The sequence below is a fragment of the Lonepinella sp. MS14436 genome, assembly GCF_042470565.1.
Taxonomy (GTDB): Bacteria; Pseudomonadota; Gammaproteobacteria; order Enterobacterales; family Pasteurellaceae; genus Lonepinella.
Genome location: NZ_CP170385.1, coordinates 102,269 through 126,110 on the forward strand (window position 1 = coordinate 102,269; position 23,842 = coordinate 126,110).

Below are 23,842 nucleotides of genomic sequence, written 5' to 3' on the forward strand. Positions count from 1 at the left end.
CGACACACTGTTTGATTTCAATTTTCACAACAGTGTGTCGTTGTGTGCAGCGTATTATAGAGATCTGGAAATCCTTTGCAAGTGTTTTTTGTAAAAAAATCTAAAATTCTATTTGACTGTTCAGTTTTTCAGCTTCTTAATCAATTTTGGCAAATCTGCCACGCTATCCAGCACATAATCTGCTAATTTTTCACCTTGTTCCGAGATTGGTTTTCCTGTTTTTACCAGTACCTTATAAGCCACATTCGCTGCCATTCCCGCCTGCAAATCTTCCAATTTATCCCCAACCATAAAAGATCTACTTGGATCAATATTCAATTCTTTAATCGCCTGCAATAACATTCCTCCTTTGGGCTTACGACAATCACATTCTTGCCGAAACTCACCTTTTCCCTCAGGATGATGCGGACAATAATAAATCCCATCTAAATCCACACCCCGATCTGCCAGTGACCAATCCATCCACTCTGTTAATTGCAAAAACTGATCTTCGCTAAAATAACCACGTGCAATCCCTGATTGGTTAGTCACTACTACCAACAAATACCCCATGGATTTTAATTGTTGTAAGGCTTCAATGCTCCCCTCAATAAATTCAAAATCATCTATTTGATGAACATAACCGTGATCAACATTTAAGGTACCATCCCGATCTAAAAAAATTGCTTTATTCATTTTTATTTTCCTTTATATACGACATTTATCCTCTTAATTATCACATAAATGTTCTAATTGATAACGATATATTCTAAAAAGCCAACGAATAATTATTGACATAGACATATAGACATCTAAAATACACAAAACTATTATATTTTTAATCATTAATTAAAGGGCTTATATGATTAAGCTAAAAAATATCACCAAAGTTTTTGATATTGCAGACAAAAAACTCACCGCATTAGATAATGTTTCATTACATGTTCCCGCAGGAAGTATCTGTGGCGTAATCGGTGCTTCTGGTGCTGGTAAAAGCACGTTAATTCGCTGTGTCAACTTATTAGAACGCCCGACCTCTGGTTCAGTGATTGTTGATGGCAAAGATCTCACCGTACTTAATGATCATCAACTTATCGCAGAACGCCGTAATATCGGTATGATTTTCCAACATTTTAATCTACTCAGCTCTCGCACAGTGTTTGATAACGTAGCATTGCCACTAGAATTAGAAAAAGCTAACAAACAAAAAATTCAACAAAAAGTCACCGCACTTTTAGCACTAGTTGGTTTAACTGATAAAAAAGATGTTTATCCTGCCAATTTATCTGGTGGTCAAAAACAACGTGTTGCGATTGCAAGAGCATTAGCTAGTGATCCGCACGTATTGTTATGTGATGAAGCCACCAGTGCATTAGATCCTGCAACCACACAATCTATCCTAAAATTATTAAAAGATATTAACCGCACTTTAGGCATCACCATTTTATTAATTACCCATGAAATGGACGTAGTAAAACGTATTTGTGATCAAGTGGCAGTAATCGACCATGGTGTCTTAATTGAACAAGGCACTGTTAGTGAAATTTTTTCTAATCCAAAAACAGAGTTAGCACAAGAATTTATTCAAGCTACTTTCCAAAACTACTTGCCCGAAGAATATCTGGCATTACTCTCTGATGTCCCAAAATCGCCGAATTCATCACCAATTATTCGCTTTGAATTTACTGGACGCTCTGTCGATGCCCCATTAATCTCCCAAACTTCACGGCGGTTTAATGTATCCTTTAACATATTAATGTCACAAATTGATTACGCTGGTGGTACAAAATTCGGTTTCACCATTGCAGAAGTAGAAGGTGACGAAGATGCTATTACCCAAGCAAAAATTTATTTAATGGAAAGTAACGTACGTGTGGAGGTGTTAGGTTATGTGGGATAATTTTATCAACGGCTTTATCGGTCAAATCACCCCGCAAGTATGGGCATTAATTGGCTCAAGTACCTATGAAACTATTTATATGAGTTTTGCAGCGACACTTTTTGCTATTGTGTTCGGCTTACCATTAGGTATATGGACATTCTTAACCCAACCAAATCAAGCCTTAACAAACCCTAAAGTGAATCGTATTTTAGAGGCCTTAATCAACGTTGGACGCTCTATTCCGTTCATTATTTTATTATTCGACTTAATGCCTATCACACGCTTTTTGGTCGGTACTACATTGGGTACAACTGCTTCTATTATCCCACTAGGTGTTGCTGCAATGCCATTTTTTGCTCGCTTAACTGCCAATGCACTTGGCGATATTCCTAGTGGCTTAACTGAAACAGCGAAAGCAATGGGGACAACGGTATGGCAGTTAGTCACCAAGTTTTATTTACCTGAAGCGTTACCAATGCTTATCAAAGCCACAACCCTTACCCTCGTCACACTAATTGGTTATTCTGCCATGGCTGGGGCTGTCGGTGGTGGCGGTTTAGGCAATACTGCCATTTCTTATGGTTTACATCGCAATATGCCTTATGTACTGTGGATTGCAACTATTATCATTGTATTAATCGTGATGATCTGCGAAAGATACGGCAATAAACTCGCTGATCATTTCGATCATCGTTAATTTAACTTTCTAACAAGGAACATTTTATGAATTTAAAAAAATTACTCACTATCACTGCAATGACATCTATATTTGCTTTAACAGCTTGTAAAGATGAGAAGAAACCTGAAGTAGTCGCAGCTGCGGCACAGCCTGCACCACAAACCATTACTGTCGGTGTCATGTCAGGTCCTGAACATCAAGTAGCTGAAATTGCTGCTAAAGTAGCCAAAGAAAAATATAATCTAAATGTAAAATTCGTTGAATTTAACGACTACGCATTACCAAACCCAGCAGTAAGCAAAGGTGATTTAGATATCAATGCCATGCAGCATAAACCTTATTTAGACAGTGATACCAAAGCAAATAACATCACTAATCTTGTGATCGTAGGCAACACTTTCGTTTACCCATTAGCTGGTTATTCAAAAACGATTAAAAATGTATCTGAATTAAAAGACGGTGCAAAAGTAGCTGTACCAAATGATCCATCTAACCAAGGTCGTGCCTTAATCTTATTAGAAAAACAAGGTTTAATTAAATTAAAAGACAATACTAATTTAAATGCAACACCATTAGATATTGTAGAAAATCCAAAAAATCTACAAATAACCCCTGTTGATACAGCAGTTGCAGCTCGAGCATTAGATGATGTAGATTTAGCTGTAGTTAACAATACTTATGCTGGTCAAGTTGGTTTAAATACTTCTGACAATGGTGTGTTTGTGGAAGATAAAGACAGTCCATACGTAAATATCATCGTTGCCCGTCAAGATAACAAAGACAGTGCAGCAGTACAAAACTTTGTAAAAGCCTACCAAACCGAGGAAGTTTACCAAGAAGCGGTAAAACATTTTAAAGATGGTGTAGTAAAAGGTTGGTAATTCAAACTAACTAAAATAAATAGCAAAAGTGCGGTAGAAATACCGTACTTTTTTTTCTATATTAAAATTACTTGCCAATACAAAACGAGCTAAAAATATTCCCTAATAAATCATCGGAAGTAAATTGCCCTGTAATTTCACTTAAATGAGCCTGTACTAAACGTAACTCTTCTGCCAACAGCTCACCTGCATAAAACTGTGTTAGTTGAATATACCCTAGTTGTAAATGTTCTGCTGCTTTTTCTAGGGCTTCTAAGTGGCGGCGACGAGCCAAAAAACCACCTTCGGTGCTAGTTTGATATCCCATAGCCTGTTTTAAATGTTCACGCAACAAATCTATGCCTTGTTGCGTTTGAGCAGATAAACGAATTGTAGTGTAACCATTTTCTTCGCTTAACCCAACATTTTCACCGCTTAAATCAGTTTTGTTACGAATGATAGTAACAGGAATATTTGCAGGTAATTTTTGTAAAAATTCTAACCGCACTTTGTCAAGATCTAGACTATCCGAATCCGTACTATCTAACATTAATAACACTCGGTCAGCCTGTTCAATTTCGTGCCAAGCACGATTAATTCCGATACGTTCTACTTCATCCGTAGCATCACGTAAACCAGCAGTATCAATAATATGCAGTGGCATTCCATCAATATGAATATGTTCTCGAAGCACATCTCGGGTGGTTCCCGCAATATCCGTAACAATCGCTGCATCTCGCCCTGCAAGTGCATTTAGTAAACTGGATTTACCAGCATTAGGACGACCAGCAATAACAACTTTCATCCCCTCTCTCAGAATAGAACCCTGTTTAGCTTCGGTTCGCACTTGATTAAGTTGAACAATAATTTCATTTAATTTAGTTTCAATCTTACCATCTGCTAAAAAATCAATTTCCTCATCTGGAAAATCAATCGCAGCTTCAACATAAGTTCGCAAATAGATAACCGAATCAACTAATTGATTAACTTTATTAGAAAATTCACCTTGTAAAGATTTCAATGCAGAACGGGCAGCCTGTTCAGAACTGGCATCAATTAAATCAGCAATAGCTTCTGCTTGAGCGAGATCGAGCTTGTCATTTAAAAAAGCCTGTTCAGAAAATTCACCAGGACGAGCTAAACGCACACCTTGCACTTGCAAAATACGTTTCAATAACAGATCTAGTACGATTTGACCACCATGTCCCTGCAACTCCAACACATCTTCCCCTGTGAAAGAATTGGGCGACTTAAAAAATAACGCAATACCTTGATCTAATACGCTGCCATCGACATCTTTAAAAGGTAAGTAATTGGCAAAACGAGGCTTGAGATCTTTTCCTACCACGGTTTGAGCAACATGGCTAGCCAAAGGTCCTGATACTCGTAAAATTCCCACCCCTCCACGACCAATAGGGGTTGCTTGTGCTACTATGGTTTCTTTGATTATTTCTTTCATATTATTTTCTACTACCATAAAACGGGTCTAATCCTAAATAGGAAATATCTACAAAACCATCCCTTTCCTAAAAGACACCAGAAACTGAATTATATTACCTAAGATATAATTTTTTTAATTTTACTTGAATCTGTTCATTATTGTAATAATTAATATAATCTTTTATTTCTTTATGTTTGTTTAAGATTTTCCTTAACAAAAAATTCACATTCTTAATGATCTAAATCAATTTTTTTGTTAATATGAATATGGAATTTGTAGATCTGTTCTACAAAAAATATATAACAACTCATCAAAAAAGGAAAATATTATGGCTTATACTCTACCTGAATTAGGCTATGCCTACGATGCATTAGAACCACATTTTGATGCTCAAACTATGGAAATTCACCACAGTAAACATCACCAGGCTTATATTAACAATGCTAATGCCGTATTAGAAAACTCACCAGAGTTAGCAAAACTAGCTGATCAAAATTGCCCTGGGTCATTCTTAAAAAATCATTTAAGTAGCGTACCTGCAGATAAATTCACCGCACTTCGTAACAATATCGGGGGTCATGTCAACCACAGTTTATTCTGGAAATCATTGAAAAAAGGCACTACCTTACAAGGTGCATTAAAAGCTGCGATTGAACGTGATTTTGGTTCTGTTGAAGCATTCAAAGCAGAATTTGAAAAAGCTGCAGCCACTCGTTTTGGTTCAGGTTGGGCGTGGTTAGTGTTAAACGATGGTAAATTGAGTGTAGTTTCTACTGCTAATCAAGACAATCCATTAATGGGTAAAGAAATTGCTGGTTGCGAAGGTTTCCCATTATTAGGCTTAGATGTTTGGGAACACGCTTATTACCTAAAATTCCAAAACCGTCGTCCAGATTACATTAAAGAATTCTGGAATGTGGTGAACTGGGATTTTGTGAACGAACGTTTTGAGAAAAATGCTAAATAATTTTAAATAAACATGACAGGAATCGGCTCAAATGAGCCGATTTTTTTCTCAAAAATAAACCGCTCTTAAGATTTAATTAAGATTTCCATGTTTTAATTAATCTCAATCAAAGCTAAACAGTTTTCCTCAAGCAATGTACTAGCACTACAATATATATCAATAAGGAGAAAAAAATGAAAAAATTACTGACTATTGCACTTATTGTTGTTTCAACGACAGCATTTGCTGGATTTGATAATGACCATGCAAAAGGCGGTTTCAATGGTGGTTATGTTGGAACACCAACAAGCGTAGCTCAAGCCTTAAAAGCAAAAGATGATGCTCAGGTTATTTTAACTGGTTACATCACTAGACAAATTGATCATGATGAATTTTTCTTTAAAGATTCAACGGGTGAAATTAAAATTGAAGTAGATGATCATGCTTGGAATGGTCTAAATGTTTCACCAAATGACAAAATTACGATTCAAGGTAAAGTAGATCAAGATGCGTTAAAAGCTGCTGAAATTGAAGTTTATAATATTCGGAAAGCAGACTAATGTCTAAAAAAGCAAAACGGGCGAAAGCCCGTTTTTTATAGGTTATAAATTATTCAACAAGACTTTCGCTTCTTGCTGTTCTAACGCTGAACCATTTTCTAATACGGATTCAAAACTTTGTTTAGCTGCATCTTTATCGCCTTTGGCTAACTGAACTTTGCCACTTAATAAGTTTTTTCTCCCCGCCCAACTAGCATCTTTTACTAAATTTAAGGTACTTAATACATCATCAAATTTATCTTGTTGTAGTTGCACTTCAGCTAATCGAATACCAGTCACAGAAGCCAGAATTTCATCTGGTGCCTGTGTCATTGCCTCTTTTAAAGTTATTTCTGCTTGAGAAAGTTCTTGATTTTGCACCGCACTTTTGGCTTTTTCTAATAACGCTAAGGTCGCATAACCCGTTTTACTATGCTCTTTTACGAAAGCATCAATTTGTGCATTTTTGGTGGTAGCATCTGTATTGCTATAAATCACCTGATCGTATTGTGCTGATATTTCTTGTGCTTTGGTGATTTGGTAATCCTGCCAAAAACGCCAACCAAACACCCCACCAGCCCCAATAATCACGGCAGCAATAATACTTTTATAATTTTCTTTCCACCAAGATTTAATTTCATTGAGTTCTTGTTCTTCTAAACTGGTATAAGCCATAATTTATTCCTTAAATACTTGAGTTAAATAAGCAACTAATTCATCAACTGCAACTGCTTGTTGCTCGGTGTTGCCTAATAAATCTTTTACCATAACTTGGTTAGATTGTACTTCACTTTCGCCAATCACAATAGCTAGTCTTGCCCCGACTTTATCGGCACGTTTAAATTGTTTTTGGAATTTGCCACCGCTACAATGCGTCATAATACGTAAGTGCGGTAATTCCGAACGAAGTTTTTCAGCAATTTTGAAAGCTGCCAAAGTGGTTCCTTCACCTGCAAAAACAAGGTAAATATCCACCGCACTTTGTACTGGAATAGATTTATTTACTTCTTGTACTAACAACACTAAACGCTCTAAACCCATAGCAAATCCAACACTTGGTGTAGCATGTCCGCCTAATTGTTCGACTAAGCCATCATAACGACCACCACCGCAAACCGTGCCTTGAGCACCTAATGCGGTTGTCACCCATTCGAATACCGTTTTGTTGTAATAATCTAAACCACGCACTAGTTTCGGATTAATTTCGTATTGAATGCCCATTTCATCTAATAATGTACAAAGTTGAGCAAAATGTTCACGGCTTTCATTATCTAAATAATCAAGTAATTTGGGTGCATTGTTTAACACGTCTTGTAAAGCCTGATTTTTAGTATCTAAAATACGTAATGGATTTTTCTCTAAACGATCTTTTTCTTCATCACTCATCAAATCCAAATGATTTTGCAAGAAATCAACCAATGCCGAACGATAATTTTGGCGTGCATCTAGTGAACCGATAGAATTGAGTTGTAAAGTTACATGCTGATCGATACCTAATTCTTTCCATAAGCGAGCAGTAAGTAAAATCAATTCTGCATCAATTTCTGGATTGGCAATACCAAAAATTTCTACCCCTGCTTGATGAAATTGACGATAACGCCCTTTTTGTGGACGCTCATGACGGAACATCGGTCCGATATACCACAAACGTTGTTCATTATTATAAATCCAGCCATGTTCCACGGCTGCACGCACGCAACCTGCAGTACCTTCTGGACGGAGCGTAAGTTGCTCATCGTTATCCCAAAAAGTGTACATTTCTTTGGAAACCACATCGGTGACTTCACCAATGGCACGAGCGAATAAGGGGGTGCTTTCCACGATTGGCATACGCACTTCGCTATAACCGTAGCTTGCCAATACTTGACGCACCTTATTTTCAATCCATTGCCACAGCGGTGTATCGGTCGGGGAACTGTCGTTCATGCCACGAATAGCTTGAATGGTTTTTGCCATAATTCTGTCCTGTTTCTCCTGTTTTATTCTACTTGATTCGGGCAATTTTCACCTAAATTGACTTGCTGAATATTTGCCAAGGTGACATCGGAAATATTCAATAAGGCTTCTTCCGTTAAAAAGGCTTGATGTCCAGTAAGTAATACATTATGGCAAGATGAAATACGGCGGAACACATCATCTAAAATGACTTCGTTGGATTTATCTTCAAAAAATAACGCCTGTTCATTCTCATACACATCTAAGCCTAAAGCACCAATTTTGCTCTGTTTTAGGGCTTCAATAGCGTCCTTGGTGTTAATCAATGAACCTCGGCTGGTATTAATGATCATTACGCCATCTTTCATTTGCTTAAAGGTTTTTTCGCACAATAAATGGTAGTTGTCTGGCGTAGCTGGACAATGTAAAGAAATAACATCCGATTGAGTAAAGAGTTCATCCAAACTCACATATTTACCACCCAAGGCTTCTACTTGCGGATTTTTAAAGGGATCAAACGCCAATAATTGCATACCAAATCCTTTTAAAATACGCATGGTAGCAATCCCAATTTTACCCGTGCCAATAATACCAGCGGTACGACCGTGCATATTAAAGCCAATTAATCCTTCTAGCGAGAAATTTGCATCTCGAGTACGCTGATAAGCACGGTGAATATGGCGATTTAGGCTCATCATTAAGCCCACCGCATGTTCTGCCACCGCTTCTGGAGAATAAGCTGGTACTCGCACAACTTTCAAACCCAATTGCTTTGCCGATTTGAGATCCACGTTATTAAAACCTGCACAACGTAACGCTACAATAGTTACACCGTATTCTGCCAGCTTTTCCAACACTGCTTGATCAGCATTGTCATTAACAAATATACACACCGCTTGACAGCCTTCTGCCATTTTAGCGGTGTCCACATTTAGTTGAAAATCAAAGAAATGCAGATCAAAGCCGTATGTGGTATTAGCTTGTTGCAAATACTTGCGATCATAATTTTTACTACTAAAAACGGCAATTTTCATATTTATCCTCTCTATTAAAGTTCGGCAATATCAATACGTTGTGATTGCCGTGCCACTTTGGCACGAATTTTGGCTTCAAGTTGATCAATTAAATCATCATTATCAAAGCGTTCTTTTTGACGCTCACCATCTAAATAATAACCGCTTTTTTTGTTACCACCAGTAACACCTAAATCAGATACCAAAGCTTCACCTGGTCCATTCACAACGCAACCAATAATTGATACATCCATCGGTGTAATAATATCTTCAAGACGTTGTTCCAACGCATTCACTGTCCCTATCACATCAAATTCTTGACGAGAACAGGTTGGGCAAGCAATAAAGTTAATGCCACGAGAACGAATACGTAAGGATTTTAAAATATCAAACCCCACTTTGATTTCTTCCACTGGATCCGCTGCTAATGATACTCGCAACGTATCACCAATTCCTTCGGCTAAAAGCATGCCTAAACCCACCGCACTTTTTACCGCACCTGCTCTGGCTCCGCCTGCCTCGGTAATACCAAGATGTAACGGCTGTTTAATCGCTTTGGCTAACAAACGGTAACTTTCCACCGCTAAAAAAACATCTGACGCTTTTACACTCACCTTAAATTGATCGAAGTTTAAACGATCTAAAATTTCAACATGACGTAACGCACTTTCCAACAAGGCTTCTGGGGTTGGTTCTCCATATTTTTCTTGCAGATCTTTTTCCAACGAACCTGCATTTACGCCAATACGAATCGGAATATTATTATCTCTAGCACAATCCACTACGGCACGAATGCGATCTTCACGTCCAATATTACCAGGGTTAATCCGTAAACAATCAACACCGTATTCTGCCACTTTCAAGGCAATCCGATAATCAAAGTGAATATCCGCTACCAATGGTAAATTCACTTGCTGTTTAATTAATTTAAAGGCTTCGGCAGCATCCATAGTTGGTACAGAAACCCGAACAATATCCGCCCCTACTCGCTCAAGAGCTTTAATTTGAGCAACCGTTGCTTCTACATCTGTGGTACGAGTATTGGTCATAGATTGTACGGCAATGGGAGCATCTCCCCCTACTGGCACTTTACCTACATAAATTTTTGTCGATTCACGACGTTTAATGGTTGGTTTAAAATCTGACATAATTCTCGTTATTATTGTAATTTAATGCGAGCAACACGACCATCAATTTTCAATGGATAATCCTCACCTTTATAGGTAATTTTTACATTAGACGGCGCACCGATAGTCAATGAATAAGGACCTTTACCATCTAACGTAATTACTTCACCTTGTTTATATTCTTTTTGCGTCACCAAATTATGACGTTTTTCATCACGCACTGCAATCCAGCTTGTAGCTGAGGTCACTTCTATTTGTAAATCTCCCGTCATGGCATTATCCACGGTGTTTTGAGCATTGTTTTCAGTAAAACTAGCAGCAGAATTTGTATTATCATTCATATTGTATTGCATAGAAACACCCTGTGCTGTGCTGTCCGTAGTCCCCACTGTAACTGTAGCTGCTTGGTTAGGATCTAAATTGCTATTTTCGGCTAGTGTACTTTCTTCTGTTGCTGGTTGTACTGTTATTGTCGCAATATTATTACTATTATCTATAGATTTATTTTGTTCTTCCGTTGATACATAATTTTGTACTAAATTATCACGCTCTAAATTCGTTTGTTGATAACTCTCCCACCACCAAAGTGCAGTCATACCAATCACAAATAATAAAACAAGTGCCGTCAGCCAACCTACCCAACGGCTATTAGATCCATGTGGATTAACTACATCTCTGACTTTTCCCTGCTTATTCAAATCATTATGTACCGTTCCACCAAAATTAATTCCATTCCATAAAGTAACTGGCAATTTCAAGAATTCACCATAATTACGAACATAACCTTTCATAAAGGTCGCAGGAATATTCTTTTGCACAAATTGGTTATTTTCAATACTTTCTATCACAAAAGGACGTAAATTAACTTTTTCTGCTACTTGTTCAATGGTTAAGTTTAATTTTTGACGAGCTTGGCGAAAAGTTTCACCAACTGTTTCTTTTTCTGCTAAGTTAATCTGAGTATCCATAAATATCACATTCTTTCCAAAAGTATAAAGATAAAATTAAATAATTAAGTTTAAAGTTGTCGCCCTTGTTTTGCAACTGTTATTTATTACTACGCATTAGCAATACCAAAAGCCATGACTTCTTCAATACGTTCAGCCCCTAGTGCAATCATCATTAATCGGTCAACACCTAAAGCAACTCCAGAAGTATTAGGCATCCCAGCCTGTAATGCGGCAAGTAAACGAGTATCTATTGAACGTGTCGGTAAACCTAATTTCTGGCGTAAATGATTATCTTGCTCAAAACGATTCATTTGTTCATGAGCATCAATTAATTCATGAAAACCATTAGCCAATTCTAACCCTTTATAATAGAACTCAAAACGCTCTGCAACACGGTGATCTTCCGAACTAATTTGAGCAAGAGCTGCCTGACTGGCTGGAAAGTGATAAATAGCAACAGGACGAGTTTGTCCAATTTTCGGTTCTACTACTTCAGTAAATAAAAACTGTAACAATGTATCTCGTTCTTCATTCTCATCACAAATAAAATTATATTCTTTGGCTTTTGCAATCAATTCAGCTTTGCTTGCTGACAAAGGATCTAATCCAACATATTGTTGAAAAACGAATTGATAACTCAAACTTTCTGTTGGCTCACAATCTAAAATATTCTGTAATAAATCATCTACTTCATTAATCAGCCGATACATATCAAAGAAAGGGCGATACCATTCTAACATGGTAAATTCAGGATTATGGCTACGTCCTGCTTCTTCATTACGAAAAACATGGCATAGTTGAAAAATAGCACCTGAACCTGCTGCTAATAGCCGTTTCATAGGATATTCAGGACTAGTATTTAGCCACAAAGTTTTGGATTGTTCATTAAATGGAGCAATAAACTCCGTGCTAAAGGTTGATAAATGGACATCCGTTACACCAAATGCACTCAAAATAGGCGTTTCAACTTCAAGAACTCCTCGTTCAGAGAAAAAACAACGAATTTCTGCCATAATTTTGGCTCGTGCAAGTAAATTCTTAATCGGAGCCGTTGGCTGCCATAAAATTTCTGCTGACATAAAAATAGACCAATTAGAAAAAATTAACAGTATTTTAACTTGAATTAAGTAAAACACCAAACTTAAGTGAAAAGAAGCAATAAAGGTAAAAATACCGTTTTTATTAATTTTAGATAAAAATAAAAACCATCTTTAAGTATATAATAATTCTCATTTTTACTAACTATTGTGAATTAGAACTAAATTTTTGAGCTAGATCACATTTATTCTAATTAGATTAAAAAAGATATAGTAATTTATTAAAATTTAAGTAACATTATTCTTGTCAATTAATAATTCTTATCGTGGGGGACATTATCGTGCAAATTATCAATGTTGATATTGCGATTGTCGGTGCTGGTGGTGGTGGTTTGCGTTCTGCAATCGCTGCGACAGAAGCCAATCCGAACCTAAAAATCGCTTTAGTTTCAAAGGTTTATCCGATGCGTAGTCATACTGTTGCAGCCGAAGGTGGTGCAGCAGCTGTTATTAAAGAAGAAGATAGTTACGACAAACATTTCCAAGACACCGTTTCTGGTGGTGACTGGTTATGTGAACAAGATGTGGTGGAGTATTTCGTTCAACATTCGCCTGTAGAAATGACTCAGCTTGAACGTTGGGGTTGTCCTTGGTCTCGTAAACAAGATGGTGATGTAAACGTTCGCCGTTTTGGTGGTATGAAAATTGAACGTACTTGGTTTGCAGCGGACAAAACAGGTTTCCATTTATTACATACTCTGTTCCAAACCTCTATCCAATATCCACAAATTCAACGCTTTGATGAACATTTCGTGTTAGATATTTTAACCGATAATGGTCATGCTTGTGGTTTAGTAGCAATGAATATGATGGAAGGCAAATTAATTCAAATCAATGCCAAAGCCGTTATTATTGCCACGGGCGGTGGTTGTCGTGCGTTTAAATTCAACACTAACGGTGGGATCGTCACGGGTGATGGACTTTCTATGGCTTATCGTCATGGCGTACCATTGCGTGATATGGAATTTGTGCAATATCACCCAACAGGCTTGCCAAATACAGGTATTTTGATGACTGAAGGTTGCCGTGGTGAGGGTGGTATTTTGTTAAATAAAAATGGCTACCGTTACTTACAAGACTACGGGCTAGGACCTGAAACACCAGTAGGTAAACCACAAAATAAATATATGGAATTAGGTCCACGTGATAAGGTTTCCCAAGCATTCTGGCAAGAATGGAAAAAAGGCAATACAGCAAAAACCGCCAAAGGTGTTGATGTGGTTCATTTGGATTTACGTCATTTGGGTGAAAAATACTTACATGAACGTTTACCATTTATTTGTGAATTAGCACAAGCCTATGAAGGGGTTAACCCAGTCAATGAACCTATTCCAGTACGTCCAGTAGTACATTATACCATGGGCGGAATTGAAGTAGATTTTAACAGTGAAACTCGTATTAAAGGTTTATTTGCTGTAGGTGAATGTGCATCTTCAGGCTTACATGGTGCGAACCGTTTAGGTTCTAACTCATTAGCTGAGTTAGTAGTGCTAGGTCGTGTGGCAGGTGAATATGCCGCAGAACGCGCTACTGAAAATATCCAAATTAATCAAGATGCCGTTGATGCACAAGCTCGTGATGTGATTCAACGCTTGGAAGACTTATATCATCAAGAGGGTACTGAAAGCTGGGCAGAAATTCGTGAAGAAATGGGTATGTCAATGGAAGAAGGTTGTGGTATTTATCGTGACCAACACAGCATGCAAACTACTGTGGATAAGATTGCCGAATTGAAAGAGCGTTATAAACATATTCGTATTCAAGATCGTTCAAGCGTGTTCAATACTAACGTGCTTTACACCGTTGAACTTGGTTATATTTTAGACGTGGCACAATCTATAGCAAATTCTGCTATTGAACGTAAAGAATCGCGTGGAGCTCACCAACGCTTAGACTTTGTAGAACGTGATGATGTGAACTACTTACAACATACCTTAGCGTTCTATAACGGAAGCGATGCTCCACATATTGAATATAGCCCTGTGAAAATTACCAAATCACAACCAGCAAAACGTGTATATGGTGCTGAAGCTGATGCAGCAGAAGCCGCTAAAGCAGCTAAGGAGAATGCAAATGGCTAATGAATCTATTATGAATGTAGAAGTGCTACGCTATAATCCTGAAGTGGATAAAGTACCGCACTTATGTACTTATCAAGTACCTTATGATGCACAAACTTCTTTATTAGATGCGTTAGGCTACATTAAAGATAAACTTGAACCTGAACTTTCCTACCGCTGGTCTTGCCGTATGGCGATCTGTGGTTCTTGCGGTATGATGGTGAATAACAAACCGAAACTAGCGTGTAAAACGTTCTTACGTGATTACAGCGGTCACATGCGGATTGAACCGTTAGCCAACTTCCCGATTGAGCGTGATTTAGTGGTGGATTTAAGCCACTTTATCGAAAGTTTGGAAGCAATTAAACCTTATATTATTGGCAACAAAATGCCTGAATTAGATGGTAAACCACATCCGTCAGCAGAATTAGCAAAAAGTCGTACCAAACAAACGCCGAAACAACTTGAGAAATATCGTCAATTCTCAATGTGTATCAACTGTGGTCTTTGCTATGCAGCTTGTCCACAATTTGGTTTAAACCCTGAATTTGTTGGCCCTGCTGCTTTAACTTTGGCTCACCGTTATAATTTAGATAACCGTGATCACGCTAAAGCACAACGTATGCCAATTATCAATGGCGACAACGGTGTTTGGTCTTGTACTTTCGTGGGGGCTTGCTCAGAAGTGTGTCCAAAACACGTCAACCCAGCAGCGGCAATTAACCAAGGTAAATTAGAAAGTGCCAAAGACTATCTCATTTCAATGCTTAAACCAAAAGCCTAGGGGGAAGATATGACTGAATTAGTAAGCAAACGTAATAAATACCAGCGTGAAATGACGGCAACTTGGTGGAAAAGTTGGAATTTCTATAAATTCTACATGTTGCGTGAAGCAACAGCTGTTGCCACCGTTTGGTTCTGCCTAGTGCTACTTTACGGCATCATCACTTTATGTAGTGAAAATGGTTTTAGAGAGAATTTTATTCCATTTTTACAAAACCCAGTTGTTGTGATCTTAAACCTAATTTCACTAGGGGCATTAATTTTACACACTGTAACATTTTTCCAAATGTCGGGTGAGGTAATGTCTGGTACATTGGGCGTAAAACCTGAATTAATCCGTAAAGGATTCTACGTACTTCTCGCTGTTACCAGTGTTATTCTTCTGGTTTTAGTTTTTATTTAAGGGGATAGATTATGGTTAATCAAAATCCAAAACGTTCGCAAGAACCACCAGTATGGTTACTCTTTAGTGCTGGCAGTACTGTCAGTGCATTAGCCTTTCCCGCATTAATTTTCATTTTGGGAATTTTATTACCTTTTGGGATTATTTCAGCTGATAATATTATTGCATTTAGCCATCACTGGTTAGGTAAATTAGTGATTTTAGCATTAGCAATTTTCCCAATGTGGGCAGGTTTACACCGTGTGCATCACGGCATGCACGACCTAAAAATTCATGTTCCAAATGGTGGCTTAATATTTTATGGTCTAGCTGCCCTTTATTCAATTATTGTGATTTTCACGGTAATTGCTATCTAAATTCAATATAACAAAAAATAAGTATCCTTGTGATGCTTATTTTTTTGTTTATTTTCACCGCACTTTATCAGGAAAAAGTGATCCAGATCACTCATTCATAAAAATATCCGACTGAAACGTGCAAATTAGACCTAATTCATATTACAATGGAGTACCTTAATTTTAAAAACAAAAGGAGTCAATAATGACTATTGCAATTATCATTGCAACGCACGGTGTGGCAGCGAATCAGTTGCTCAAGACCACCGAGATGCTAATTGGTGAGCAAGAAAACGTGGCAACCATTGATTTTGTGCCAGGTGAGAATGCTGAAACCATTATGGGCAAATACCAAGAAAAACTTGCCAATGAGTTAGCTCATTGCGATCAAGTGTTATTCTTGGTGGATACTTGGGGCGGTAGTCCGTTTAATGCAGCAAACCGTGTGGCAAACGATCAGGACAATATGAATGTTGTCACGGGCGTGAATGTACCGATGTTGGTGGAAACCTTTATGGCTCGAGATGATAATCCTAGCCTTGAAGAGTTAACCGCCATTGCCTTGGAAACAGGGCGTACTGGTGTACGTGCATTGCGTTTTGATGAACCAGAAGAAAAACCTGCTCAAGCTGCCCCAGCAGCACCAGCGAAACCTGCACAACCTGCTGTCGTTACGCCGAATGCGGAAGGGCATTTAGTGATTGGTTTGGCTCGTATTGATGACCGCTTAATTCACGGTCAAGTTGCCACCCGTTGGACTAAAGAAAGCCGTGTAACTCGCATTGTTGTGGTGAATGACGATGTAGCGAAAGACAGCGTGCGTGCTACCATGCTAAAAAGCGTAGCCCCTCCAGGTGTTACCGCTCACGTTGTACCTGTGGATAAAATGATCCGTGTCTATAACAACCCTGAATATGCTAATGAACGCATGATGTTATTATTCACTAACCCAACAGATGTGGTGCGTTTGTCTGATGCTGGTGTTGACTTTAAATCTATCAATATCGGGGGTATTTCTTACAAAGACGGTAAGAAAATGGTGACCAGTGCTGTTGCCGTAAATGAACAAGATATTGAAGCGTTCAAGAAATTAGATGCTAAAGGCATTGAACTTGATGTGCGTAAAGTCTCCAACGATAGCCGTCAATATATGATGGATCTATTGAAGAAAAATAACTTAATTTAAGGAAATTATTATGGAAATTACAACATTACAAATCGTGCTGGTGTTTTTAGTCTCCTGTGTTTCAGGTATGGGATCAATTCTTGATGAATTCCAAACTCACCGTCCGCTAATCGCTTGTACCCTAATTGGTTTAGTATTAGGCGATATGACAACAGGGATTATCGTAGGTGGTTCATTAGAACTCTTAGCCTTAGGCTGGATGAATATTGGTGCAGCACTTGCTCCTGATGCAGCATTAGCCTCTGTGGTTTCTACCATTTTGGTTATTGTTGGTGGACAACAAATCCCAACCGCTATCGCACTTGCTATTCCATTGGCAGCAGCAGGTCAGGTATTAACCTATGTGGTACGTGCGATTACCGTGGCATTCCAACATGCTGCAGATAAATCCATTGAAGACGGTAATCTTAACCGAATCGACTGGGTACACTGCTCTGCCTTATTATTACAAGCCATGCGTATTGCTATTCCTGCCTTAATTGTAGCATTAACTGCAGGAACAGACACCGTGCAAGCAATGTTAGGTGCAATTCCAGAAGTTGTGACGACAGGTTTAAAAATCGCTGGTGGCATTATTGCTGTGGTCGGTTATGCAATGGTTATCAATATGATGCGTGCAGGTCACTTAATGCCATTCTTCTACGCTGGTTTCGTAGTAGCCGCATTTACCAACTTTAACCTTGTCGCCTTAGGGGTGCTTGGTGCGGTAATGGCAGCACTTTATATTCAACTTCACCCTAAATACAATCAAAGTAAACAAGTGGTGCAAGTGGTTGCTGGTAACAACGATCTTGATAACAGATTAGATTAATGGGGTAAGAGAAAATGACAACTGAAATGAAAAAAGTCACCCAAAGTGATTTAAATTCCGTGGTATTACGTTCAAACCTATTCCAAGGTTCTTGGAACTTCGAACGTATGCAAGCCTTAGGTTTCGCCTATTCAATGGTGCCTGTAATTAAACGCTTATACCCTGATCCAAACTCTCAAGAACGTAAAGATGCGATCAAACGTCATCTTGAGTTTTTCAACACTCAACCGTTCGTGGCTGCTCCAGTATTAGGGGTAACTATTGCAATGGAAGAACAACGTGCCAACGGAAAAGAAATTGACGATGCGGCGATCAACGGTATCAAAGTGGGTCTAATGGGACCTTTAGCTGGTGTAGGCGACCCAATTTATTGGGGAACAGCACGCCCAGTATTCGCCGCCCTCGGTGCAGGTTTAGCCTTAAGTGGCAGTATCTTAGGACCATTATTGTTCTTCATCTTATTCAACCTTGTGCGTTTAGCAACACGCTACTACGGTGTAACCTATGGTTATAAAAAAGGTGTGGACGTGGTACAAGATATGAGCGGTGGTCTTTTACAAAAACTCACTGAAGGAGCATCAATTCTCGGCTTGTTTATTATGGGAGCGTTGGTACAAAAATGGACCAGCATTAACGTACCACTCGTGGTATCCACCATTCAAAAACAAGACGGTACAACTGAAGTTACTACTGTACAAAGCATTTTAGATAGCTTAATGCCAGGTTTATTACCATTGCTATTTACCTTTGCTTGTATGTGGTTATTGCGTAACCGTGTTAATGCACTTTGGATCATTATCGGTATTTTCGTTATCGGTATCTTAGGTGCGGCAACAGGGATTTTAGCGTAATCTTTCTATTTTTGTAGGGGCGTATTGCATACGCCCTTTGTACATTATTTAGGGCGTATGTAATACGCCCCTACATTTTTTCGTTATGACCAATTCTATTCTCATTCTCTGTATTCTCATGTTCTTCGCCTACGCTTTTTACGAACAATTTGGCTTAGATAAACGTAAAGGCAATACGCTACTCAAAGTGCGGTTGAAAAAACGCACGAAATTAGATAGCCTGATTTTTGTCGCCTTAATCGGTATTATTATTTGGCAAACCGAAGGGCAAATTGCTCGTAACAGCTTATATTTACTTGCTTTCTTGATTATTATTAGTCTATATATGGCGTTTTTCCGATCGCCAATGCTGATTCTCAAAAAAGACGGCTTTTTCTTTGAGAATTTTTTCATTGAATTTGCTAAAATACGCCAAATTAATTTAGCCGATGATTTCAAACTGGTGTTTGATCTCACTAATGGCAAACGTATTGTAGCACAGTTGATGGAACAACAAGATGTAGATGCCATCGTACAATTTTTCGGTGGCTACAAGCAACAAAAGGAAAAAACAGAAAAAAATGACCGCACTTTATAAATTAACAGGCACATTACAACAATATGCTTGGGGAGGAGAAAGCTACATTCCCCATTTAATTGGCTTTACTGCCCAACAAAATCAACCTTATGCGGAATGGTGGCTGGGGGCTCATTCTTCTTCACCGTCCATGATCGAAATTGAAGATCGAGAAATACCATTAAACCAATTTTTAAAGCAAAATCCCACCGTACTAGGCGAACAAAGCCGTGCTATGTTTGGTGATGAACTGCCCTATTTACTGAAGATTTTAGATGTCAAACAACCGCTTTCCATTCAGTTGCACCCAACCAAACAGCAAGCTGAAATAGGCTTTGCCGCAGAAAATGCTCGTGGCGTGGACTTAAAAGATCCGACCCGCACCTACAAAGATAACAACCACAAACCTGAAATGATGATCGCTCTGTCAGATTTTTGGTTATTGCACGGATTCAAACCGAAGACCGCTATTTTACACACCTTGCGTGAACGTCAATCTTTATCCGCTCTTGCCGATCAGTTAGAAAAACAGGATTTACATAGCTTCTATGCAACAATTATGCAGGCGGATCAAACGCAATTAGCCAACTGGTTATTGCCGATTCTTACACAAAATCAACTCACCAATTTAACCCCTGAAAATCCTGATTATTGGGTGTTATACAGCCAACAGGAAATGGCAATTTCACTGGATAAACTGGACGCAGGTTTGATGTGTTTTTATCTGTTCAATATTGTGCAAGTGAAACAAGGGGAAGGCATTTTCCAAGATGCTGGTATTCCGCACGCTTATTTACGTGGGCAAAATATTGAATTAATGGCGTGTTCCGATAACGTAATCCGTGGCGGTTTAACCCCGAAACATGTGGATATTGAAGAACTGCTAAAAGTCATTGATTGCCGTGAAGTGATGCCTGAATTAATCCCAGCAGCACCACAAGTAAACGGCTTATTTACTTATACCACACCTGCCAAAGATTTTGCTTTGGCAAATATACGTTATGATAATACCAGCAAAATCAATGGAACTGCCAAAAATGCAATCATTCTCTTAGTTATGCAAGGGCGTTTAAAAATTAGCGAAAAAACCACCGCACTTGAACTCAAACAAGGTGAATCCGCCTTTATTTGTGCGGATACAGATTATCAAATTGACGGCGTTGAAAATGGTTATGCAGTGTTAGCCAAATTACCATAATCTGCTTTTAAGGAATAAATGATCATGATTTTCGTGTTTGACATTGACGGTACAATTTCTAAAAATGGCTTAAAAGTCAGCGATGAAATTTGTACGGCGATCACCCATTTATTGGCAAATCATCAGGTTATTTTTGCCTCAGCAAGACCGATTCGAGATATGCTGCCTATGTTAAATACCAAACTCACTGAACATAAGAATACGATTTTAGTCGGTTGCAATGGTGGAATGGCATATCAGCAAGGGAATGTTATTTTGAGTAAACTGCTTGATAATCAATATGTGAAAAATTGTCTGACTCAATTAAACCAGCTGAATTTAGCCTATGTACTGGACGGTAAATGGGCATTTTCCTTATCCAAACAGCCACATGATTTTCATCATTATATTGATTCGTTAAGTAATGATCGAATAGAGGAAAGGGATTTACTCAATGATGGTGTAAGTAAAATCTTGGTTTTACTTGATCGCCCTAATCAGGCTATTTATGACCAATTCAATGTCGATAATATTAGTTTCCATATTCATAAAAAAGAACATTTTTTTGATATTACGCCACAAGGTAACAATAAATATCATACCCTTAAGCAATTAATCGGTAATCAAGATTACGTTGTTTTTGGTAATGATTTCAACGACTTTCTTATGTTAGAACAGGCTAAGTTATCCGTTTATTTAGGTGATAAACAAGAATTTCAGGCGGATTATTACTTAGACGATGTGGATTTAGTGGGAAAATTTATTAATCAGCATTTTCTCTAATAAAAAGTCGCCCGAAAGCGACTTTTTATTTATTCATACTCATCTAACCAACACAACAAAATCCCTTCCAAAATTTTCTCATTACTGGCATCTGGGTTATCGTCAAAATCTTCTAACTCACAAATCCATTGGTGCATATCAGTAAAACGAACCGTCTTTGGATCTAAATCAGGATCTCGGTCATATAAGGCTTCGGCAATGGCTTGGGCATCTGTCCATTTCATTAGTGTGCAGCCTCATTTGCGTGGTTAAGATTATACTTCGGAATTTCCACCACCAAATCTTCATCGCCCACGATACATTGGCAAGATAAACGGCTTTCAATTTCTAAGCCCCATGCTTTATCTAGCATATCTTCTTCTTGGTCAGAGCTTTCGTTTAGACTATCGTAACCTTCACGAATTACCACATGGCAGGTAGTACAAGCACAAGATCCGTCACAAGCATGATGAATTTCCACGCCGTGATCATGTGCAAGCTCCAACAAATTATCCCCCGCTTTGGCTTCAATCACCATGCCTTCTGGGCAAAATTCTTCGTGGGGTAAAAAAACAACTTTTGGCATATTCACTTTCCTATGTTCAAATTCGTTAAAACTATAAATTATCAACCGATTGCCCTTTTAAGGCTTTTTGGATCGATTTATCCATTCGGCGTGCAGCAAATTCTTGCGTAGCTTGATCTAAATCCTTAATCCCTTGCTTAATTGCAAGTGTGTCTGTACCTTGCTGTAAATTATCCAATGAAACTAACGCATTTTTCACCGCACTTAATTCTTCTGCGTTGAGTAAATCTTGGTCGTCATCTAACGCCGCTAATACTGCTTCCATCACTCGGCGAGCTTCCACTCGTTGCTCAGTGAGCAAACGCATATCAATATCCTGCTTGGCATTTTCCATAGAGGATTTCAGCATTTGAGTAATCTCATCATCAGTTAAACCATAAGAGGGTTTCACTTGAATAGACGATTGTACTCCCGTAGATTTTTCCATTGCGGTTACACTCAATAATCCATCTGCATCGACTTGATAAGTGACTCGAATATGTGCTGCCCCAGCCGACATTGCAGGAATACCACGCAAGGTAAAACGAGCCAGCGAGCGACAATCCTCTACCATTTCACGTTCACCTTGCACAATATGCACCGACATGGCGGTTTGACCATCTTTGAATGTGGTAAATTCTTGTGCACGAGCCACGGGAATCGTGGTGTTACGTGGAATAATTTTTTCCACCAAGCCACCCATGGTTTCAATCCCTAAGGAAAGCGGAATAACATCTAGCAACAGCATATCTGAATCGGGTTTATTACCCACTAAAATATCCGCTTGAATCGCCGCCCCCAACGCAACGACTTTGTCAGGATCAATAGAGGTCAGTGGTATTCTAGCAAAAAATTCGCCCACTTGTTCACGTACAAACGGCACACGTGTAGAACCGCCCACCATGACCACTTCACTCACATCTTGTGCGACAATATTAGCATCTTTTAAAGCTCGACGACACGCCATTAATGAACGTTTCACTAATGGCTGAATGAGCTGATTAAATTGCTCTCGGATCAATTCCCCTTGCCAATCTTGCCATTCAATTGATACGGATTGTTCTTGCGATAAAAAGACTTTAATGTCATTTGCCATTTCAATTAATTGGCGTTGTTGTTGGGCGTTTTCAGGCGATTTTCCTGCTTGCTCAATAATCCACTCGGCAATTAAATGATCAAAATCATCGCCACCTAATGCAGTATCACCGCCTGTTGCCAATACCTCAAATACCCCTTTAGATAAGCGTAAAATGGAAATATCAAAGGTACCACCGCCTAAATCATAGACCGCTATCACCCCCTCTTGTTCGCTATCCAAACCATAGGCAATAGCAGCAGCTGTCGGTTCATTGAGTAAACGCAACACATTTAAACCAGCAAGTTTGGCGGCATCTTTAGTGCTTTGACGTTGTGCATCATCAAAATAAGCAGGCACGGTAATCACCGCACCAGAAATTTCACCGCCAAGCGTTTGTTCTCCAAGTGCGGTTAATTTTTTCAAAATTTCGCTCGACACTTCCACTGGGCTAACTACACCTTGCCGAGTAGCCATTAATGGCAACCCATTTTCACTTTGCTGAAATACATAAGGCAAATTTGGATAACGCTGTTGTACGTCCGCCAAACTCCGCCCAATTAAGCGTTTCACCGAAATAATCGTGTTTTGCGGATCAAGGCTTGCTAACGCTCCCGCTTCATTACCTACCAATACAGCATTTTCTGCATAATGCACAATAGACGGCGTTAAGGCTCGATCTTGTTCATCTAATAAAATATCCGCTTGACCACTCCGCACACTTGCCACAAGGGAATTAGTCGTCCCCAAGTCAATCCCTACCGCTAATTTATGCTCGTGTGGTGCGGCGGTTTGTCCTGGTTCAGCGATTTGTAGTAATGCCATTATTT

The 23,842-nt window shown here is 38.7% G+C and carries 27 protein-coding genes; 15 read left to right on the forward strand and 12 right to left on the reverse strand.

Annotation, left to right across the window (positions count from 1 at the left end):
- Positions 1 to 120 precede the first annotated feature (120 nt).
- Entirely contained in the window at positions 121 to 675 is a 555-nt protein-coding gene (gene gmhB, locus O1Q81_RS00525; protein WP_386687649.1) for a D-glycero-beta-D-manno-heptose 1,7-bisphosphate 7-phosphatase, read from the reverse strand.
- Between the two features lie 166 nt (positions 676 to 841).
- Here gmhB and metN point away from each other — a divergent pair, with 166 nt between their 5' ends.
- From metN to O1Q81_RS00540, 3 genes are read left to right on the forward strand one after another with little or no spacing between them, the layout of a single operon-like run.
- Positions 842 to 1,879, forward strand: a complete 1,038-nt coding sequence (metN, locus tag O1Q81_RS00530) for a methionine ABC transporter ATP-binding protein MetN (RefSeq protein ID WP_386687651.1) — start codon at positions 842 to 844, stop codon at positions 1,877 to 1,879.
- Positions 1,869 to 2,558: a methionine ABC transporter permease gene (locus O1Q81_RS00535; RefSeq protein ID WP_386695082.1), complete on the forward strand. Its 690-nt coding sequence runs from the start codon at positions 1,869 to 1,871 to the stop codon at positions 2,556 to 2,558. Before metN ends, O1Q81_RS00535 begins: the two co-directional genes overlap by 11 nt.
- 26 nt (positions 2,559 to 2,584) lie before the next feature.
- Complete coding sequence (locus tag O1Q81_RS00540) at positions 2,585 to 3,421, forward strand: MetQ/NlpA family lipoprotein (protein WP_386687655.1); 837 nt, start codon at positions 2,585 to 2,587, stop codon at positions 3,419 to 3,421.
- 67 nt (positions 3,422 to 3,488) lie between these two features.
- On the opposite strand, the gene mnmE is transcribed toward O1Q81_RS00540, so the two are convergent.
- Both mnmE and O1Q81_RS00550 read right to left on the reverse strand, forming a co-directional pair.
- Entirely contained in the window at positions 3,489 to 4,847 is a 1,359-nt protein-coding gene (gene mnmE / locus O1Q81_RS00545) for a tRNA uridine-5-carboxymethylaminomethyl(34) synthesis GTPase MnmE (RefSeq protein ID WP_386698591.1), read from the reverse strand.
- Positions 4,848 to 4,953: 106 nt separating this feature from the next.
- Complete coding sequence (locus O1Q81_RS00550; RefSeq protein WP_386695087.1) at positions 4,954 to 5,067, reverse strand: IS3 family transposase; 114 nt, start codon at positions 5,065 to 5,067, stop codon at positions 4,954 to 4,956.
- Between the two features lie 102 nt (positions 5,068 to 5,169).
- Between O1Q81_RS00550 and sodA the strand changes: the two genes are divergently transcribed.
- Entirely contained in the window at positions 5,170 to 5,808 is a 639-nt protein-coding gene (sodA, locus tag O1Q81_RS00555) for a superoxide dismutase [Mn] (RefSeq protein WP_386697695.1), read from the forward strand.
- Between the two features lie 173 nt (positions 5,809 to 5,981).
- Positions 5,982 to 6,347 carry a YgiW/YdeI family stress tolerance OB fold protein gene (locus tag O1Q81_RS00560; protein WP_386695091.1) on the forward strand — a complete coding sequence of 122 codons (366 nt, stop codon included), beginning with the start codon at positions 5,982 to 5,984 and terminating at the stop codon, positions 6,345 to 6,347.
- A gap of 42 nt (positions 6,348 to 6,389) precedes the next feature.
- On the opposite strand, the gene O1Q81_RS00565 is transcribed toward O1Q81_RS00560, so the two are convergent.
- The 6 genes from O1Q81_RS00565 to epmA all read right to left on the reverse strand — a co-directional run bounded on the left by O1Q81_RS00565 (position 6,390) and on the right by epmA (position 12,430).
- Positions 6,390 to 7,001 carry a YfgM family protein gene (locus tag O1Q81_RS00565; RefSeq protein ID WP_386690829.1) on the reverse strand — a complete coding sequence of 204 codons (612 nt, stop codon included), beginning with the start codon at positions 6,999 to 7,001 and terminating at the stop codon, positions 6,390 to 6,392.
- A 3-nt stretch (positions 7,002 to 7,004) separates the two neighbouring features.
- Positions 7,005 to 8,282, reverse strand: a complete 1,278-nt coding sequence (gene hisS, locus O1Q81_RS00570; RefSeq protein ID WP_386697697.1) for a histidine--tRNA ligase — start codon at positions 8,280 to 8,282, stop codon at positions 7,005 to 7,007.
- A gap of 23 nt (positions 8,283 to 8,305) precedes the next feature.
- Positions 8,306 to 9,295, reverse strand: coding sequence for a 2-hydroxyacid dehydrogenase (locus tag O1Q81_RS00575; RefSeq protein WP_386695097.1), 990 nt, complete (start codon positions 9,293 to 9,295; stop codon positions 8,306 to 8,308).
- A 14-nt stretch (positions 9,296 to 9,309) separates the two neighbouring features.
- On the reverse strand, positions 9,310 to 10,422 hold the full coding sequence (gene ispG / locus O1Q81_RS00580; protein ID WP_386687674.1) for a flavodoxin-dependent (E)-4-hydroxy-3-methylbut-2-enyl-diphosphate synthase: 1,113 nt from the start codon (positions 10,420 to 10,422) through the stop codon (positions 9,310 to 9,312).
- Between the two features lie 11 nt (positions 10,423 to 10,433).
- Complete coding sequence (locus tag O1Q81_RS00585) at positions 10,434 to 11,369, reverse strand: RodZ domain-containing protein (protein WP_386697698.1); 936 nt, start codon at positions 11,367 to 11,369, stop codon at positions 10,434 to 10,436.
- 89 nt (positions 11,370 to 11,458) lie between these two features.
- The gene (epmA, locus tag O1Q81_RS00590) at positions 11,459 to 12,430 is read right to left on the reverse strand and encodes an elongation factor P--(R)-beta-lysine ligase (RefSeq protein ID WP_386687679.1); all 972 of its coding nucleotides are present in this window, start codon (positions 12,428 to 12,430) and stop codon (positions 11,459 to 11,461) included.
- A gap of 299 nt (positions 12,431 to 12,729) precedes the next feature.
- Here epmA and frdA point away from each other — a divergent pair, with 299 nt between their 5' ends.
- The 10 genes from frdA (at position 12,730) to O1Q81_RS00640 (ending at position 21,393) form a co-directional block, all read left to right on the forward strand.
- Positions 12,730 to 14,529: a fumarate reductase (quinol) flavoprotein subunit gene (gene frdA, locus O1Q81_RS00595; RefSeq protein ID WP_386687681.1), complete on the forward strand. Its 1,800-nt coding sequence runs from the start codon at positions 12,730 to 12,732 to the stop codon at positions 14,527 to 14,529.
- The gene (locus O1Q81_RS00600; protein ID WP_386697700.1) at positions 14,522 to 15,292 is read left to right on the forward strand and encodes a succinate dehydrogenase/fumarate reductase iron-sulfur subunit; all 771 of its coding nucleotides are present in this window, start codon (positions 14,522 to 14,524) and stop codon (positions 15,290 to 15,292) included. Before frdA ends, O1Q81_RS00600 begins: the two co-directional genes overlap by 8 nt.
- Positions 15,293 to 15,301: 9 nt before the next feature.
- A complete protein-coding gene (gene frdC / locus O1Q81_RS00605; protein ID WP_386695105.1) occupies positions 15,302 to 15,694 on the forward strand; it encodes a fumarate reductase subunit FrdC in 393 nt (130 codons plus the stop codon).
- Between the two features lie 11 nt (positions 15,695 to 15,705).
- Complete coding sequence (frdD, locus tag O1Q81_RS00610; protein WP_386697702.1) at positions 15,706 to 16,050, forward strand: fumarate reductase subunit FrdD; 345 nt, start codon at positions 15,706 to 15,708, stop codon at positions 16,048 to 16,050.
- A 184-nt stretch (positions 16,051 to 16,234) separates the two neighbouring features.
- Complete coding sequence (gene manX, locus O1Q81_RS00615) at positions 16,235 to 17,215, forward strand: PTS mannose transporter subunit IIAB (protein ID WP_386687690.1); 981 nt, start codon at positions 16,235 to 16,237, stop codon at positions 17,213 to 17,215.
- 10 nt (positions 17,216 to 17,225) lie between these two features.
- Positions 17,226 to 18,026 carry a PTS mannose/fructose/sorbose transporter subunit IIC gene (locus tag O1Q81_RS00620; protein ID WP_386687693.1) on the forward strand — a complete coding sequence of 267 codons (801 nt, stop codon included), beginning with the start codon at positions 17,226 to 17,228 and terminating at the stop codon, positions 18,024 to 18,026.
- 14 nt (positions 18,027 to 18,040) lie between these two features.
- Positions 18,041 to 18,877, forward strand: a complete 837-nt coding sequence (locus tag O1Q81_RS00625) for a PTS mannose transporter subunit IID (RefSeq protein WP_386687695.1) — start codon at positions 18,041 to 18,043, stop codon at positions 18,875 to 18,877.
- Positions 18,878 to 18,962: 85 nt separating this feature from the next.
- Positions 18,963 to 19,454, forward strand: a complete 492-nt coding sequence (locus O1Q81_RS00630; protein WP_386687697.1) for a DUF986 family protein — start codon at positions 18,963 to 18,965, stop codon at positions 19,452 to 19,454.
- A complete protein-coding gene (manA, locus tag O1Q81_RS00635) occupies positions 19,438 to 20,631 on the forward strand; it encodes a mannose-6-phosphate isomerase, class I (protein ID WP_386687699.1) in 1,194 nt (397 codons plus the stop codon). The genes O1Q81_RS00630 and manA overlap by 17 nt, the downstream gene beginning before the upstream one ends.
- A gap of 18 nt (positions 20,632 to 20,649) precedes the next feature.
- Entirely contained in the window at positions 20,650 to 21,393 is a 744-nt protein-coding gene (locus O1Q81_RS00640; protein ID WP_386687701.1) for an HAD-IIB family hydrolase, read from the forward strand.
- A 29-nt stretch (positions 21,394 to 21,422) separates the two neighbouring features.
- Here O1Q81_RS00640 and iscX read toward each other — a convergent pair whose 3' ends face one another.
- From iscX to hscA, 3 genes are read right to left on the reverse strand one after another with little or no spacing between them, the layout of a single operon-like run.
- Positions 21,423 to 21,617, reverse strand: coding sequence for a Fe-S cluster assembly protein IscX (iscX, locus tag O1Q81_RS00645; RefSeq protein WP_386687703.1), 195 nt, complete (start codon positions 21,615 to 21,617; stop codon positions 21,423 to 21,425).
- A complete protein-coding gene (fdx, locus tag O1Q81_RS00650; RefSeq protein WP_386687705.1) occupies positions 21,617 to 21,958 on the reverse strand; it encodes an ISC system 2Fe-2S type ferredoxin in 342 nt (113 codons plus the stop codon). Before fdx ends, iscX begins: the two co-directional genes overlap by 1 nt.
- Positions 21,959 to 21,989: 31 nt before the next feature.
- Positions 21,990 to 23,837 carry a Fe-S protein assembly chaperone HscA gene (gene hscA / locus O1Q81_RS00655; RefSeq protein ID WP_386687707.1) on the reverse strand — a complete coding sequence of 616 codons (1,848 nt, stop codon included), beginning with the start codon at positions 23,835 to 23,837 and terminating at the stop codon, positions 21,990 to 21,992.
- Positions 23,838 to 23,842: the final 5 nt, after the last annotated feature.